12 protein-coding genes are annotated in these 16,665 nt (G+C 59.9%); 5 read left to right on the forward strand and 7 right to left on the reverse strand.

Annotated features, from left to right (window positions below):
* Position 1: 1 nt before the first annotated feature.
* Both alaS and recA read right to left on the reverse strand, forming a co-directional pair.
* Positions 2 to 2,674 (reverse strand): alanine--tRNA ligase, encoded by a 2,673-nt coding sequence (gene alaS, locus ACR0DA_RS05975; protein WP_480753268.1) that lies wholly within the window; start codon positions 2,672 to 2,674, stop codon positions 2 to 4.
* Between the two features lie 141 nt (positions 2,675 to 2,815).
* Positions 2,816 to 3,880: a recombinase RecA gene (gene recA, locus ACR0DA_RS05980; protein ID WP_170339099.1), complete on the reverse strand. Its 1,065-nt coding sequence runs from the start codon at positions 3,878 to 3,880 to the stop codon at positions 2,816 to 2,818.
* A gap of 306 nt (positions 3,881 to 4,186) precedes the next feature.
* On the opposite strand from recA, the gene ACR0DA_RS05985 reads away from it, so the two are divergent.
* Positions 4,187 to 4,780 (forward strand): sulfotransferase family 2 domain-containing protein, encoded by a 594-nt coding sequence (locus tag ACR0DA_RS05985; RefSeq protein ID WP_170580467.1) that lies wholly within the window; start codon positions 4,187 to 4,189, stop codon positions 4,778 to 4,780.
* Here ACR0DA_RS05985 and ACR0DA_RS05990 read toward each other — a convergent pair.
* The 3 genes from ACR0DA_RS05990 to guaB all read right to left on the reverse strand — a co-directional run bounded on the left by ACR0DA_RS05990 (position 4,777) and on the right by guaB (position 9,810).
* Positions 4,777 to 7,068, reverse strand: coding sequence for an ATP-binding protein (locus tag ACR0DA_RS05990; RefSeq protein WP_480753270.1), 2,292 nt, complete (start codon positions 7,066 to 7,068; stop codon positions 4,777 to 4,779). The genes ACR0DA_RS05985 and ACR0DA_RS05990 overlap by 4 nt on opposite strands.
* Positions 7,069 to 7,172: 104 nt before the next feature.
* The gene (locus ACR0DA_RS05995) at positions 7,173 to 8,333 is read right to left on the reverse strand and encodes an RsmB/NOP family class I SAM-dependent RNA methyltransferase (RefSeq protein ID WP_480753272.1); all 1,161 of its coding nucleotides are present in this window, start codon (positions 8,331 to 8,333) and stop codon (positions 7,173 to 7,175) included.
* A 28-nt stretch (positions 8,334 to 8,361) separates the two neighbouring features.
* Positions 8,362 to 9,810: an IMP dehydrogenase gene (gene guaB / locus ACR0DA_RS06000; protein WP_170403026.1), complete on the reverse strand. Its 1,449-nt coding sequence runs from the start codon at positions 9,808 to 9,810 to the stop codon at positions 8,362 to 8,364.
* 217 nt (positions 9,811 to 10,027) lie between these two features.
* Here guaB and ACR0DA_RS06005 point away from each other — a divergent pair, with 217 nt between their 5' ends.
* Genes ACR0DA_RS06005 through ACR0DA_RS06020 form a run of 4 tightly spaced genes read left to right on the forward strand, consistent with a single transcriptional unit; the run spans position 10,028 to position 14,549 of the window.
* Positions 10,028 to 12,070, forward strand: a complete 2,043-nt coding sequence (locus tag ACR0DA_RS06005) for an ASKHA domain-containing protein (RefSeq protein ID WP_480753273.1) — start codon at positions 10,028 to 10,030, stop codon at positions 12,068 to 12,070.
* A gap of 24 nt (positions 12,071 to 12,094) precedes the next feature.
* Complete coding sequence (locus ACR0DA_RS06010) at positions 12,095 to 12,952, forward strand: class I SAM-dependent methyltransferase (protein ID WP_480753274.1); 858 nt, start codon at positions 12,095 to 12,097, stop codon at positions 12,950 to 12,952.
* A 47-nt stretch (positions 12,953 to 12,999) separates the two neighbouring features.
* A complete protein-coding gene (locus ACR0DA_RS06015) occupies positions 13,000 to 14,058 on the forward strand; it encodes a helix-turn-helix transcriptional regulator (RefSeq protein ID WP_480753276.1) in 1,059 nt (352 codons plus the stop codon).
* Positions 14,055 to 14,549 (forward strand): A24 family peptidase, encoded by a 495-nt coding sequence (locus ACR0DA_RS06020; RefSeq protein WP_480753278.1) that lies wholly within the window; start codon positions 14,055 to 14,057, stop codon positions 14,547 to 14,549. Before ACR0DA_RS06015 ends, ACR0DA_RS06020 begins: the two co-directional genes overlap by 4 nt.
* Before the next feature lie 75 nt (positions 14,550 to 14,624).
* Here ACR0DA_RS06020 and ACR0DA_RS06025 read toward each other — a convergent pair whose 3' ends face one another.
* Both ACR0DA_RS06025 and ACR0DA_RS06030 read right to left on the reverse strand, forming a co-directional pair.
* Entirely contained in the window at positions 14,625 to 15,611 is a 987-nt protein-coding gene (locus ACR0DA_RS06025) for a type II secretion system F family protein (RefSeq protein WP_170359189.1), read from the reverse strand.
* Between the two features lie 15 nt (positions 15,612 to 15,626).
* The gene (locus ACR0DA_RS06030) at positions 15,627 to 16,655 is read right to left on the reverse strand and encodes a type II secretion system F family protein (protein WP_480753279.1); all 1,029 of its coding nucleotides are present in this window, start codon (positions 16,653 to 16,655) and stop codon (positions 15,627 to 15,629) included.
* Positions 16,656 to 16,665 lie beyond the last annotated feature (10 nt).

Here is a 16,665-nt window from a genome sequence, read left to right on the forward strand (position 1 = left end):
CTTATCCTCCCAAAACCTCTTCCGCGGCCTTGATGGCCGCCGCGGCGTTGGCGGCATCGCGACCACCGCCCTGCGCCATGTCGGGACGCCCGCCGCCGCCCTTGCCGCCCAGTTCCCGCACGGCGGCCTTGACCAGATCGACGGCCGATATCGACTGCGTCAGGTCGCTTGTGACACCGGCAGCAACTGCAGCCTTGCCGCCCGTGTCCGCGATCAGAAGGACGGCGCCCGATCCTAGCCGCGCCTTGTGCTCATCAATGAGGGCCGGCAGATCCTTGCCTGACACCCCATTCAGAGCCTGTGCCAGGAACTTTATGCCGTTGATCTCTTTGGCCTCAACGCCGCCGCCTTGACCGGCTCCACCGGCCATCGCCAGATCGCGGCGCAACTGCGCCACTTCGTTCTGCAACGACTTGCGCTCGTCCAGCAGAGCTTTGATGCGATCGACGACATCATCCGGCTGCGCCTTCAACTCGGCAGCAATCTGGCCAAGCCGCCGATCCTGCTCGGTCAAGTACCGCAATGCATCCTCCCCGGTCAGAGCTTCGATCCGCCGCACACCAGCGCTGCTTGCGCTGTCACCTAGGATGACAAAGGTCCCGATGTCACCAGTCTGGCGCACATGCGTGCCACCACACAGTTCGATCGACCAGGTTTGACCGTCATGGCCCTTGCCGGTCTGGGCCTTGCCCATCGAGACAACCCGGACTTCGTCGCCGTATTTCTCACCGAACAACGCCTGTGCCCCCAAAGCGCGGGCATCGTCCGGGGTCATGATACGGGTTTCGACCGTCGAGTTCTGACGAATGAACTCATTCACCTCGCGTTCAACGGTCTGCAGCTCGGCCGGTGTCAGCGCTTTGGCGTGGCTGAAATCAAACCGCAGACGGTCGGCAGCATTCAACGATCCGCGCTGTGCAACATGATCGCCAAGCGTTTCTCGCAGCGCTTCGTGCAGGAGGTGCGTCGCCGAGTGGTTCGCTCGGATGGCCGAGCGCCGGGCGTGATTAACTTCGAGCTCAACGGCATCACCTTTGGCGATCGCACCGCTGTCCACGACAATCTTGTGTGCATAGACCTTGCCATCGGCAAACTTCCGGGTGTCTTCGACCGTCGCGCTCTGGGTGCGGTCTTCAAGACGCCGGATGCTGCCGGAATCGCCAACTTGGCCACCGGCCTCGCCGTAGAAGGGTGTCTGGTTTACGACCACCCAGCCGGATCCGCCCTGCTCGATACGGTCCACAAGGTCACCGTCGACCACCAGAGCCACAACCTGACCCTCAGCCATTTCGGTTTCGTAGCCCAGGAAATCGGTCGCACCGCTTGCGTCCAGTATGTCGAACCAGACCGCCTGATCTGCTGCCTCGCCCGAACCAGCCCAGGCGGCGCGCGCCTTCGCCTTCTGCTCGGCCATGGCGGTGTCGAACCCGGCGGTATCAACCGTCCGACCTTTTTCGCGCAGGGCATCCTGGGTCAGGTCAAGCGGGAAGCCATAGGTGTCATACAGCTTGAAGGCGGCATCCCCGGGCAGTGGCGCCCCGTCCGGCAGGCCCGCCACTTCGTCATCCAGCAGCTTGAGCCCCCGGTCCAAAGTCTGCTTGAACCGGGTTTCCTCCAACAACAACGTCTCTTCGATCAGAGCCTGAGCACGACCCAGCTCGGAATACTGCGCGCCCATCAATTGAACCAGTGTCGGAACAAGTTTGTGCATGACCGGATCCTTGGCGCCCAGAAGATGCGCGTGGCGCATGGCCCGGCGCATGATCCGGCGCAGGACATAACCGCGACCATCATTCGAGGGCATGACCCCGTCGGCAATCAGGAAAGAGGTCGACCGCAAGTGGTCGGCAATTACCCGATGGTGCACATTCTGATCGCCGTAGGGGTCCACATGCGTGACTTCGGCCGAGGCCTCGATCAGTGTCTTGAAAAGGTCGGTGTCATAGTTGTCATGGCTGCCCTGCAGCAACGCGCCGATCCGTTCCAGACCCATGCCGGTATCGATCGACTGCATGTCCAGTTCACGCATCGAGCCGTCTTCGAACTGCTCGTTCTGCATGAAAACGATGTTCCAGATCTCGATGAACCGGTCACCGTCTTCCTCGGCCGATCCCGGAGGTCCGCCCCAGATGTGGTCGCCGTGATCATAGAAGATCTCGGTACAGGGGCCGCAGGGACCGGTCGGGCCCATTTGCCAGAAATTGTCGCTGGTGGCGATGCGGATGATCCGGTCTTCGGGAACGCCGACTTTCTTCCAGATCTCGAACGCCTCGTCATCGGTATGATAGACGGTCGTCAGCAGACGGTTCTTGTCGATCCCGAACTCCTTGGTGATCAACTCCCAAGCGAACGGAATCGCTTCCGATTTGAAATAATCGCCGAACGAGAAGTTGCCCAGCATCTCGAAGAACGTGTGGTGGCGGGCCGTGTAACCGACATTGTCCAGGTCGTTATGCTTGCCGCCGGCGCGCACGCATTTCTGCGCCGTGGTGGCACGTGTGTAGTCGCGGGTCTCAAGGCCGGTGAACAGGTTCTTGAACTGCACCATGCCCGAGTTAACGAACATCAGCGTCGGGTCGTTGCGCGGCACAAGCGGGCTCGACGCGACCACTTCGTGCCCTTGTTTGGCAAAGTAGTTCAGAAAGGTTGAGCGGATATCGTTCAGCGTGGGCATTGGGCTCTCTCAGCGCGCATTCATGATCTATCGCGACGGTTTAGCCCCCTGCCCGCCGATAGTCCACAGGATTGCTGCACCGCAAACGAAACAAGGTGAACCCGAAGGCTCACCTTGCCAATGTTCTCTCGGATCTTCCGATCAGGCTTCGAGGATATCATCCTCATCCGCCGCAGGCGGCATGTCGAAATCAAGTCCGTGCGCGGCACGGATCTTATCCTCGATTTCCAGCGCAACCCGACTGTTGTCCCGCAGGTATTGCTTGGCGTTTTCACGCCCCTGCCCGATCCGCTCATCCCCATAGCTGAACCACGAGCCGGACTTTTCGACCACACCGGCTTTGACGCCAAGATCCAGCAGTTCGCCCATCTTGCTGATGCCCTCACCATACATGATGTCGAATTCCACCTGCTTGAACGGCGGGGCCACCTTGTTCTTGACCACCTTCACGCGGGTCTGGTTACCGACCACCTCATCGCGGTCCTTGATCGCGCCGATGCGGCGGATGTCCAGACGGACCGAGCTGTAGAATTTCAGGGCGTTGCCCCCGGTCGTAGTTTCCGGGCTGCCGAACATGACGCCGATCTTCATGCGGATCTGGTTGATGAAAATCACCATGCAGTTGCTGCGGGCGATCGAGCCGGTCAGTTTGCGCATCGCCTGGCTCATCAGCCGGGCCTGCACACCCACATTGCTGTCGCCCATGTCGCCTTCCAGCTCGGATTTCGGCGTCAGCGCCGCCACCGAGTCCACAACGACCATGTTGACCGCCCCGGAACGCACCAGCGTATCGGTGATTTCCAGCGCCTGCTCACCCGTGTCGGGCTGCGAGATCAGCAGTTCATCCAGATCCACCCCCAGCTTGCGGGCGTATTGCGGGTCCAGCGCATGTTCCGCATCGACGAATGCACAGACGCCGCCGCGTTTCTGCTGCTCGGCGATACAATGCAGGGTCAGGGTCGTCTTGCCCGAGCTTTCCGGGCCGTAGATTTCGACAATCCGACCCATCGGAAGTCCGCCAATGCCAAGGGCAATATCCAGCCCAAGCGACCCGGTTGAACTGGCTTCGATCTCCTGCCGGGCACCATCGCCCAGTTTCATGATCGAGCCCTTGCCGAACTGCCGCTCGATCTGCGCCAACGCGCTGTCCAGCGCCTTTTGCTTGTCGGGGTTTTTCTTGTCGTTCATTGTCAGAAGATCCGCCATTGTCCTGTCGCCTTCCCTTTTGTCACACCCATCACCGGGCGGCAATCGCTGCTTTGTTCGCCTCTTGTTCCTTATGAGATCAAAAAGAGAACATTTCAACAAAAACTTTCATTCCTTACCATTCGATGAAGAGGTTAAAAAGTCGTTTACTCTGATCTCGAAACTGCTCAATCATGCCCAAGGCCTTGTCTTTTCGATGAAACTTTGCTTGCGCAGGCTGGCGATTTTGTGCGGAAGCAATTGACCTTGGCTGCCGGGGCGGACAATCATGTGGCACGACAGCCTTCGGCGCAGGAAAGACATGAAATGCTGATCTTCTTCAAGGAACGCCTTGCGCTTTTGTCCCTGCCCAAAACCGGAAGCACCGCCTATCAGGTCGCGTTGCGGGACCGGGCGGATATCGTGGTGTCGGGTCCACCGGATCTAAAACATGCGCCGGTGCGTCGCTACGACCGTTTCTTCCAGAACATTTTCCGCAAGATGTACGACACGGAAATGGAAATCATGGCCGTCGTGCGCGAACCCGTTGATTGGCTGGGCAGCTGGTACCGGTACAGGACGCGTACCGAATTGACGGGCCACCCGCATTCGACCGACGGCATGTCTTTCGACAAGTTTGTCCAAGCCTATATGCAGTCGCCCCGTCCCGCGTTTGCCGATGTCGGCAGCCAAACTGAATTCTTCCGGACCCGCAGCAACGGCGCCGGTGCTTCGCATATCTTTCGCTACGAACACCAGGACGAGATTCTGAACTTCCTTCAAGATCGCCTGAACGCCCGGATCGATCTGACCCGCGAAAATGTATCGCCCAAGCGGGAACTGATACTGTCTGACCAGACCTTGGATACATTCCGCAAGGCTCATGCCGCCGAGTTTCGTCTGCATCAGCAGGCGCGTTAGTTGAGGTACTGAAACACCGCCTCGGTCAATTGTGTCAGTGAAAAAGGCTTGGGCAGGAAGGTCGAATGTCTGATCTCCGGCCCAGCATCGCCAAACGCGCCTTCGGTATAGCCCGACATGAAGACCACACGCACATCGGGCCGGCTTTCAAGCGCCTTGGCAACCCAGGTTGGACCATCCATTCCGGGCATGACCACGTCCGTGACGAAGACGTCGACGTGCAGGTTCTGATCCTCAAGAATGCGCAACGCGTCCTCGGCCGAGCCCGCCTCAAAGACGGTATAGCCCTTGAGGCGCAAGGCACGGGTGGCAAAGGCGCGTACCGGCGCCTCATCCTCGACCAGCAAAACGACACCTTCGCCTTGATGCGCGTTCGGTTCCGGTTGTGCCGGCGGTTCGATCGCAACCTCGGTGTCCCGTGCCAAGCAGACCGGCAGCATGACGTTGAATTCGGTCCCACGCCCTTCGGTGCTGTCCACGAAGATGAAGCCGCCGGTTTGCTTGACGATGCCATAGACCGTCGACAAACCCAGCCCGGTCCCCTCGCCTGTCCGTTTGGTCGTGTAGAAGGGTTCGAAAATCTTCTGCAGCTTGTCTGACGGAATACCGACGCCACTGTCGATGACCTTGACCGAAACATATTCACCCACCGGAACCGTCGCCCTGTCCCGCAACAGCGGCTCGGTCAAAGAAAACACCTCGGTTTCGATACGGATTTCTCCGCCGTCGGGCATCGCATCGCGCGCGTTCACCACCAGGTTCATGACGACCTGTTCCAACTGCCTCTTGTCTGCGCGAACGGGCTTGAGAACCGGATCATGACTGAGGATCAACTTGACCTTCTCGCCCACCAGGCGGTTCAACAAGTGGATCAGGTCGGAAATGGTATCGCGCAGATCCAGCTCTTCGGGTCGCAGAGTCTGTTTTCGGGAAAAGGCCAGCAACTGGCTGACCAACGCAGCGGCCCGGTTGGCATTCTGGTTTATCTGGACGAGATCGCCGTAGTTCGGATCACTTTGATCATGGCGCAACAGAAGCAGGTCGCAATGTCCGGAAATGGCGGTCAGTAGGTTGTTGAAATCATGCGCCACACCGCCCGCCAGCTGCCCGACCGCCTGCATCTTTTGCCCCTGGACGAACTGAGCCTCCAGCGTCTTGAGTTCAGTCGCGTCGTTCAGAACGGCAACAAGGCGCACCTCACCGTTCTTGACGATGCGGGTCAGGGTCAGTTGAACGAAGACCTCTCGGTCCTTTCCACCCAGCCGCAGGAATTCGGAACGTGGTGGCCCATCGCACGCGGCGACCTGAAGCAGCCAGTCCCGCAAGGGTTGCCCCAATCCGCTCAGAATCGTGTCGATATTGGTCTGACCAAGTTCAACATCACCGATCAGTTTGCGCGCCAACCGATTGGCATCCAGAATCTCACCGCCCGGAGCGATGTGCATCATGGGTACCGGGACGTCGGCGAAAGTCGTGGTCCACTGATCTGCAGGCGCGTCGTCAAGCACGACCAGCGCTATATCCCGACCCGCGCTGGTTTTTTGAACCTCGCAGACGAGTACCCGCCGCGAACCTTCTTGAGCAGGCAGGCGCAGAACCGTTTCACCGGATATGACCTCCGGCGTCAGAGCCTCGGCCGCGCCCACCTCGCTGCCTCGGAGCATCGCCTCGGCGGCGGCATTCATGTTCAGGACCACGTCATTTCGCCCGAGCGTCACGATTGGAAGCGAAGCAGACGCCCAGGGTTGCCGACCCGAGGCCTTGATCCGCCACAGGTACAGATCATCGCCAAGGTCGATCGCCAGAACTGGAATTGTCGTACCCTTTGTCACGATGTCTTCTGCCGCGCGCCCTTCGACTTGCGCCAATGACTGCATCCGAACCAGTATCGCCGCAGGATTGGCGAAAACGGACAGCAAACACATGTCCAGCCTTGTGCCTGTCGAGGCGTTGAACCTGTCCCGCGCTGCGGAGTTCACGATCAGCACCCGCCCGTTGGCATCCGTGATGAAACCCGGAGCGGGCTCTTTTTCCAGAAACGACGCGAGAATGGTCTGCGCCTGTTTGTCAACGCGATACGAGAACCATCCGCGCAACAGAACAAACGCGCCAACGGCCAGAAAAGACCCTCCGACCGCCAGCAGGCCCGAAACCAACTGAGGTGAGAACGGAAAGAGTTGGGCGAGAATGACCAACAAAAGCGCGACACCGACCAGAGAAATGGCCCGCGACCAGCTCGGAAAATGTCGCCCGGTCAAGCTTAGCGTAAATTGAGCGACTTCGGTCATCAACAACTCGATTCAAAATCAATCCACGGCATATCGTGGTACAAAGAGTTAATATCCGCTTAAGAAATCCAGCGGACATTCTCCTTTAAGTTGTTTTCAGCGTATCAGCGTCGCGTCAAGTGGGCGGAATAGAAGCCGTCGGTGCCGTGTACAACCTGCCACAATCGGCTGAACGTGCATTGCCATTCCGGATGCGCCGACAGGAACGTGTCTATGACGCCTCTGTTTTCGACATCCAGCATCGAACAGGTGGCGTAGGCCAATACACCGTCATCACAGACGAGGGGTGCGGCCGCGTCCAGAATGGACAATTGTGTCTGAGGCAACTGGGCCAATTGCTCGGGCGTCAATGCCCATTTGCCCGCAGGTGCGCGCCGCCACGAGCCGCTCCCGGAACAGGGGGAGTCAGTCAGCACCACGTCAAACGGGCCGTGTTCTTCCAGGTCATCCGTAGACAGGATGGAAATGTGCGCTCCCGCCCGTTGCGCTCGGTCAGGAAGGTCACGCATACGCCCGGGGTTGGCGTCATGGGCGAAGACTTCGACACCGCCAGAGGCGGCCATGGCCAACGCTTTGCCGCCACCCCCGGCACAATAGTCCAGAACCCTCATGCCGGGTCTTAGGTTCAATGCAGCAACGACAGCCTGGCTCGCCGCATCCTGCAACTCGACCAAGCCGTCACGATAGCTTTGGGATTGCGAAATCTTCCGGGCACCTTCGACAACTTCAAGCGCTGTCTCGCAGGCCGGGTGAGGCGCAGTGGAAATCCCTTCCCGCGACAGTGCATCCACCGCCTCTTGCAAACTCGTGCGGGCCAGATTGACCCGCAGGTGAACCGGAGCGCGTGATTGCAGCGCGGCGGCGGCCTCTCTGGCACTTTCACCAAGCGACCGCTCGAACACCGGCCAAAGCCACTCGGGTATGTCAAACTGTTCGGCTTCCGTTTCGAATGGACGTCCGACCTCGTCCGCCGTGACGGGGTCTGGGGCGTGACCAACTCCGTTGAACAGATCGACCGGGTCCTGGCCCCGGGACCGCAGAGCGCCCAACATCAGGCCTCGCCCGGTACTTGCACCGCCGATCGCAGCGAAAGACCGAAGATGCCGAAGCGCGTCAAAGACATGGTCGCGGATCGCCGCCCTGTCCTTCGATCCCGCAAAACGGCTGCGCCGCGCCCAACCCGTCAACGCTTTCTCGGCGGGAGTTCCGCCCAGAAAATCGTCTAGGATTTCGATAGCGGCCTGAACGCGCGCGCCTGGGGTCATGTCGAGGTCCTGAGTTCGACGGAAACCATCACATCACGCGGTAGTTGGGGCTTTCGCGTGTGATCTGCACGTCATGCACGTGGCTTTCCTTCAGACCCGCTCCGGTGATCTTCACGAACTGACAATTGCGGCGCATTTCATCAACAGTCGCGCAGCCGGTATAGCCCATGGCCGCACGCAGACCGCCGACCAGTTGATGAACGACGGCGCTGGCCGAGCCCTTGTAGGGCACCTGTCCCTCGATCCCCTCGGGCACCAACTTGTCATTCGCGGCGTCTTTCTGGAAATAACGATCGGCCGAGCCGCGCGCCATCGCGCCCAGGCTGCCCATGCCGCGATAGGATTTGAAAGAGCGGCCCTGATACAGGATCACCTCGCCCGGGCTTTCGTCGGTGCCGGCGATCATCGAGCCAACCATAGCGCAGGACGCGCCCGCCGCGATGGCCTTGGCGAAATCGCCCGAGAACTTGATACCACCATCGGCGATGACCGGCACGTCGCCAGCCGCAGCCGAGCAATCCATGATTGCCGTCAACTGGGGCACGCCGACACCGGCCACCATGCGCGTGGTGCAGATCGAGCCCGGCCCGATCCCGACCTTGACCGCATCGGCGCCAGCGTCGATCAGGGCCTTGGTTGCGTCGCCCGTTGCGACGTTGCCCGCGATGATCTGCACTTCGTTCGACAGGGCCTTGATCCGCTTCACCGCGTCCAGCACCCCTTGGGAATGGCCGTGCGCCGTGTCGACCACGATGATGTCGACGCCAGAGTCGACCAATTGCTCGGATCGTTCAAAGCCGGCATCGCCAACCGACGTGGCCGCCGCAACCCGCAGCCGACCCAGATGGTCTTTGCAGGCCGTGGGGTTCAGCACCGCTTGTTCCGTATCCTTCAAGGTCAGCAGACCGGTCAGTTTGCCCGATCCGTCGACGACCAGCAGCTTTTCAATCCGGCGAGCCTTCATCAGGCTCTTTGCCTCTTCCAGGTCGGCCGGCTCCTGCAGCATCGCCAGATTATCAGTGGTCATCATCGCGCGGATCGGCTGGTCGTCCGACGTGGCAAAACGCATGTCGCGGTTGGTCACGATACCCACGACGCGGCCTTCGTCATCCACCACCGGGAAGCCGGTGAAGTTGTAGCGCTCGACCAAGGCCTTGGCATCGGCCAGCGTTTGATCGGCGCGCAGGGTGACTGGGTTGTAGACGATGCCGGATTCGAAGCGTTTGACCCGGCGCACCTCACGCGATTGCTCCTCGACGGTCAGGTTCTTGTGGATCACACCAATGCCCCCGGCCTGGGCCATTGCGATGGCCATCCGCGCCTCGGTCACCGTGTCCATGGCCGAGCTGAGCAGCGGTATGTTCATGGTGATCGCGCGCGTCACGCGCGTCGACGTGTCCGCCGTTGCCGGCAGCACCGACGAGGCCGCCGGAACCAAAAGAACGTCATCAAAGGTGAGTGCCTCACGAATCTGCATCTGCTAACCCCATGCAAAACCCCGTTTGGCGGTGACCCTATTGCATGGTTTCGACCAAAGGAAAAGCCCCTGCCCCAACTTGTTCACCCACAAACCGCCGCGATGGCGCGGAAAACGACGCAAGCCGCGCAAAACCTGCCGCGGATTGGCCTTTCCCTTTGCCGCGAAACCCATATCTTGCCGCCATACGCGCGAACACCAAAAAGGCAGGCCATCCATGACCACCGATCCCCTTGTCGTCTTTACCCCATCGGGCAAACGCGGACATTTCCCCGTTGGCACTCCGATCCTGACGGCGGCCCGGCAACTGGGGGTCGATCTGGATTCGGTCTGCGGTGGGCGCGGGATCTGCTCGAAATGCCAGATCACACCCAGCTATGGCGAGTTTCCCAAACACGGCGTCACGGTCCGCGAAGACGCGTTGAGCGAATGGAACGCGGTTGAGCAGCGCTATGACGACAAACGCGGTCTGAAACCGGGCCGGCGTCTGGGCTGCCAGGCCACCGTTCAGGGCGACGTGGTGATCGACGTCCCGCCTGAAAGCCAGGTGCACCGCCAGGTGGTGCGCAAGGCCGCCGCCGCGCGCGCCATCACCATGGACCCGGCCACGCGCCTCTATTTCGTGGTGGTCGAAGAACCCGACATGCACTCGCCCACCGGCGATCTGGAACGGCTGGAGCGTGCCCTGCGCGAGCAGTGGCAGATCGACGCCGTCACCGCCGACCTGTCGCTTCTGTCCAAACTGCAGCCGACCCTGCGCAAGGGTAAATGGGAGGTCACGGTCGCCCTGCACAAGGGCCACAAGGACAAAGTGGCGCGCATCGTCGAAATCTGGCCCGGACTGCACGAAAACGGGCTGTACGGGCTGGCCATCGATTTGGGCTCGACCACCATCGCCGCGCATCTGACCGATCTGGAAACCGGCGAGGTCAAGGCCTCCTCGGGCATGATGAACCCGCAGATCCGGTTCGGCGAGGACCTCATGAGCCGCGTCTCGTACGCCATGATGAACCCCGGCGGTGATCAAGAGATGACCCGGGCCGTGCGTGAGGCGATCAACGATCTGGTCACCTCGATCGCCGACGAGGCCGGGATCGACCCGGCCCTGATCGTGGAAACTGTGTTCGTCTGCAACCCGGTCATGCACCATCTTCTGCTGGGTCTGGACCCGGTTGAACTGGGCCAGGCGCCGTTTGCGCTGGCCACGTCGGAAAGCGTCACGCTGCCCGCGCGCGAGATGGATCTGACCACGATGAACCCCCGTGCGCAGGTCTACATCCTGCCCTGCATCGCGGGCCATGTGGGAGCCGACTGCGCCGCCGTGGCGCTGAGCGAAGAGCCGGGCAAGTCGCAGGATCTGGTTTTGATCGTGGACGTCGGAACCAATGCCGAGATCCTGCTGGGCAACACGACCCGCGTGCTGGCCTGTTCCTCGCCCACCGGACCGGCCTTCGAAGGTGCGCAGATCAGCTCGGGCCAGCGTGCCGCGCCCGGCGCGATCGAGCGCATTCAGATCGACCCGGTGACCAAGGAACCCCGGTTCCGCGTGATCGGCTCGGACAAGTGGTCCGACGAAGACGGATTCGAGACCGATATCGCCACTACCGGCATCACCGGCATCTGCGGGTCGGGCATCATCGAGGCGGTGGCCGAACTGCGCATGGCCGGCCTGCTGGACGAGAGCGGCCTGATCGGCTCGGCCGAGCAGACCGGCACCAGCCGCTGCATCCCCGAGGGCCGAACCCATTCCTATCTGATCCATGACGCCAGCGCCGAGGGCGGCCCGCGCATCACCGTGACACAGGGCGACATTCGGGCGATCCAGCTTGCGAAATCCGCGCTCTATGCCGGGGCGCGGCTGCTGATGGACGAGATGGGCGTGGACCGTGTGGATCGCGTAGTGCTGGCCGGGGCGTTCGGCGCCCATATCTCGACCAAACACGCGATGGTTCTGGGCATGATCCCCGACGCGCCGCTGGACAAGGTCCAAAGCGCGGGCAACGCCGCCGGTACCGGCGCGCGCATCGCGCTGTGCAACATCGCCGCCCGGGCCGAGATCGAACGTGTGGTGCGCGAGATCACCAAGGTCGAAACCGCGATCGAGCCGAAATTTCAGGAGCATTTCGTGGCCGCCAACGCGATCCCGCACAAGACCGACCCGTTCCCGGAACTGGCCAAGATCGTCACCCTGCCCGCTCCGTCCTTCAACACCGGAGGCGATGCGGAAAAAACTGGCCGCCGTCGCCGCAGAAAGGCATAGTCCGAAAAACTGTGGAGGACCCCCATGCAAACAGCAAACGAAGATCAGGCTGAATACTGGGGCAACTCCGAATCCGGCACCAAGTGGCTGACTTTTGAGGACAAACTGGACCACATGCTGGCCCCGGTTCTGGACCTCGTTCTGGATCAGGCCGAACTGGAACCCGGAATGCGCGTGCTGGACATCGGCTGCGGGACCGGCGCCAGCACCATCGCGGCCGCCCAGCGTGTCGGACCGCAGGGCCATGTTCTTGGCGGCGACATTTCTGAGCCGTTCCTAAGCCGAGCGCAGGAAAGGGCCTTTTCCGCGGGTGTTGAAAACGTCGATTTCCAATGCGTCGACGCTCAGGTCGCCCGGTTCCCCGAGGGCGCGTTCGACGCTGCGATATCGCGGTTCGGTGTCATGTTCTTTCAGGATTCGGTTGCGGCGTTCGCCAACATCGCCAAGGCTCTGGCCCCCGGCGGACAAATGACTTTTGCCGCATGGGGACCTCTGGCTGACAATCCCTGGTTCAGGATTCCCCACATGGCCGCCACATCGCATCTGGGCCACCCACCAAAATATGGTCGGTACGCACCGGGACCACTGGCCTTTCATGACATCGACCATGTGACCGGCATGATGGCAACGGCGGGTTTGGATGACATCTTCGCCAACCCCGTAAGCCTCCGACTACCGGGGCTTGGATCGGTGGAGGCCACCGCTGAGCTTTGCACCCGGGTCGGGCCGGCCGCGCGCGTGATAGCGCATTTTGAAGGCGATGAGGCCGACGAACGAAAAATCCAGAGCGCCGTGGCCCAGGAGTTTTCGAGTTTTCAAACGGCAGATGGGTTTGGCATCCCGGCAGTCATCAACGTCTTTCAGGCCCGTAAGCCCTCCTGAAATACCAGAGCGTGTCGCCCTTGGCCAATCACACCCGCTGACTGTTATTGTTTCTGACCGTCAACTCTTTTCAGCCTTTTGAGCCTAATTGTCTGCTTTTTTCGTGTGTTTTTCTCCCAATCCGGAAACTTAATAAGATTCTTGGTGATTTTTGCGTAAAAATCGTAAAATATGAATGTATTGGGCAGAGTAATTCAAATCTACAGAAGCCGCTGAACCGGCTCGCTTTAGTGAGTAAGACGTTTACCAGTTGGTGCTACATGGACAGGGGGATGGGCCGTGCAGGTGCGTGGCTACCGAACACGCAACACACACGCGCATTGATCAATTTCATTCAATGGAGCCAGGGCGGAGTGGTTCTGGACGCTGCGTTGACCGAAGTTGTCAACGCGTTTGGAGCCGATTGCGGTACCCTCAGCCGTGTCTGGCTCAATAAAGTTGGCAGCCGAGTAGCTGCGCGCGCAGATACCCGTGACACGACAATAAGTCGGCCGCTTTTTCTTTCCTTCACGAATGACGTGATTGGTCCGTTTGCAAGCAAGCCAAAGAAAGGCGTCGTCTTCAGCCTCAAGGATCACGGGAAACCCGTAAACGAGTTTTCTGCCGTTGTTCTGGACTGGATCTCGCACCGCAAGCTGCACGATATCCTGTTCGTCTGTCTCGACAACCAAGGCTGCGAAATCGATTTTCTGGAGCTGCATTTCGCCAAAGGTCTCGAACCCGGCTGGCGCGAAGCGATAGAGACAGTCGCACCCGAAATTTCCGAAATCTACCGCAACAGACGCGCCGGTCTGATTACCGAAGCAATTTCCCGCCAATCCGTAACGACCATCCAAAGGGCGGTGAATGACGCGCCGCTGATGAGCCTCGAAAACCCAGCGGGCCTGACACGGGCCGAATGGCGGGTCTGCGTTCTGATTTCCCGGGGACTGTCGCAACAGTCCATTGGATCCGAGCTCGAGATTGGTCCCGCGACTGTGAGAACGCATCTCAAGCATATCTACGGCAAGACAGGAATGGAGAACTTCCACATGTTGGCCAGACGGCTGGTTTCGATCGAAGAACGCGAAGCCTTGCACGGCAGACACAATCAGGCACGCGCATGATGATTGATCTGCCTTGGCATAGTTGGGTACCTCTGTGGTTGATGGTGCCGCTGTTTGTGGCGGTGGCGTGGACGGACCTAACCGAATACCGGATACCGAACCTGTACTGCCTGATAGGGGTTGCCCTGTTTCTGGTAGGGTCCCCTGCCCTCGGTTTGCATGAAGTTGGATTGCGATTGATCGCCGCCGGGCTTTGCTTTGGGATCTGTTTTGCCCTTTTCGCCGCCGGTTGGCTGGGGGGCGGAGACGCCAAGATGCTACCGGTGGTCTTCCTGGCGATACCGACCCAAGCCCTTTCGACATATATGCTGCTGCTTTCTGCCGCGATGGCGTTTGGACTGACCAGCTTGACCCTGCTGCGCCTGTTCGTCCGACAACCGACAGGAAAGCTTGCAGCAACGCTCAGCGGACGCGAGTTTCCTCTTGGGATTGCCATAGGCCTTTCGGGCCTGATCCTGGCCGGCTGGACGATGCTGCTTTACAGCGCCTGAAAGAACGCGACCCAAGTCGGGGACGCACAGTTGACCTCGTGTGGACCCGGGAGCGCCGCACCCACAAAAACAACGTCATTTCACGAAGGTTTCGACGTATCGAATGATGATCGGTGCAAGGATCAGCCCCGCGATCGAGGGCAACATCAGGCTCGCCATGACCGCGGACATCTGCACCGGCAACTTGTTGGCTTTCTCCTGCGCGCGAAGCTCTCTCAGTTCGCGCATTTCTTCGGAATACGTAGTCAAGGCGGCCGACAACGGGACGCCGAACCGGGACGACTGGAGGACGACGCTCACGAACGAACTCATTTCGTCGATCCCCGTCCGGCGCGCCATTCTCATCAACGCGACTTCACGGTCGCGCCCGGCCTGAATCTCGCTCAGGGCAATCAGAATTTCCTCGGACATTTCGGGCGATACAGTCTGCATTTCCACTGCAACTTTGAGAAGCGCCTGGTCAAAGCCCATTCCCGCCTCGATCCCAATCTGGAGCAAGTCCAGCATGTTCGGGAACGCATTCTCCATCCGACGTTTACGCTCCTTGATCCGAGCGCTCATCCAAAGTTGGGGAATGAAAAACCCGATGCCGCAGAGGATGCCAAGGTTCCGCAAGATCTGAAATGAATTCAGTCCAGACACATAATCGTTGATCGTGGCGCCGATACTGGACGCAGGCTGCCAAGACATGAGGACAAGAAAGACGAGCGGCAGAAACGTCGCCAAGCCCAAACGGATCAGATAGAAATTGGCGATTGCATTCCGGCCGCGAAACCCTGAGCGCGCAAGCACTTGGCCAACTTCGAACCTGACACTTGCATCGCTGGGGATAAGTGCGGCGCTCAGCCCGGTCGGTGTATCGCCCTCCACCTTTTCCGGCACAAGACGTGCAAGGCTCTGGCCCCTTGTTCGTTTGGGCAGCATCCGTTCGGCTGCTGTAGACCGATCGCCGAGCGACGATGATATCCCAAAGAATGCAACGATCGCGCCGGCGGCAACAACGCCCAGGATCATAAGTTGGGAAAAAAGACCGGTGTCGAGTAGCGAGTTCACGATTTCCATTTCGACAACCCTCCCTCAGATCCGGAAATTGACAAGCTTGAACAAAACGATGGCGTTCAGAACGATGGCCGCTGAAATGACGCTCATGACGGGCCAGAAAATCGGGTATTGCACCACGCTTCCGTAATAGTCCGGCGTCATGACCGTCATCACGAGGGCAATCCCGACAGGAATGAACGACAGGATATAGGCGGTCATCCGACCCTCGGCAGAAATGGCCTTGATCTTGCGCCGCAGAGACATGCGGGCACGGATGACGCGCGCCAATGTCCGCAGAATGCCGGCCAGATCGCCGCCAGTACCGTGCTGCATCGTCAGCGCGACCGAGAGGTACTGGATATCCTCTTCATCTACCCGGTCTGCCATGTTGCGAATAGCGGTCGTCAACTCTTCCCCATAAGCGACTTGGTCGACGACCAGACCGAATTCAGTTCCGATCGGATCGGGCATTTCGTTTGCCACGCTCTGCAAGGTCGTGTTCAAAGGATGTCCGACCTTCAACCCACGCGACATCAGGTCCAACGCATCCGGCAATTGCTTGATCAGCGCAGCCTTGCGCCGTCTGAGGTTGGCGCCAAGGTAGACCAACGGGGCCAACAGGAAGCACACAGCGCTCACAGGTATGACCGTCAGTGGGTTGGCCACCATTGAGCCTCCGATCGCCGAAACCAGAAAAGCACCACTACATCCCAACAGGAACATTTCCGGCACCATGTGCAGGCCCGATGCCGCAAGGGCACCCGGCAAGTCGCCGACCAGCGGAAACGACTTCATGAGAGGTTTGCTCTCCCGCGGTTTGAGCAGTTCCAGAACGTCCTCGCCAGTCTTTCCCTGGTTCAGCATCTGGATGCGCCGGTTTATTGCCTCTTCCCGGTTTTCTCCGCGCTTCAAAAGCTGACGGACCCCTTCGAAGGCAATCAGGGCGCCGAGAAATATCAAGAGTGACAGAACAAAGCGGACATCGTAACCGCCCACTTCCATCTCTGGTCCGATCAACGAGTCTATGCTGTGCGTCGAAAAGAAGGATCTGAGATCTTCCAACATGGCCGGGTCC

It is taken from the genome of Ruegeria sp. CI8 (assembly GCF_056536865.1).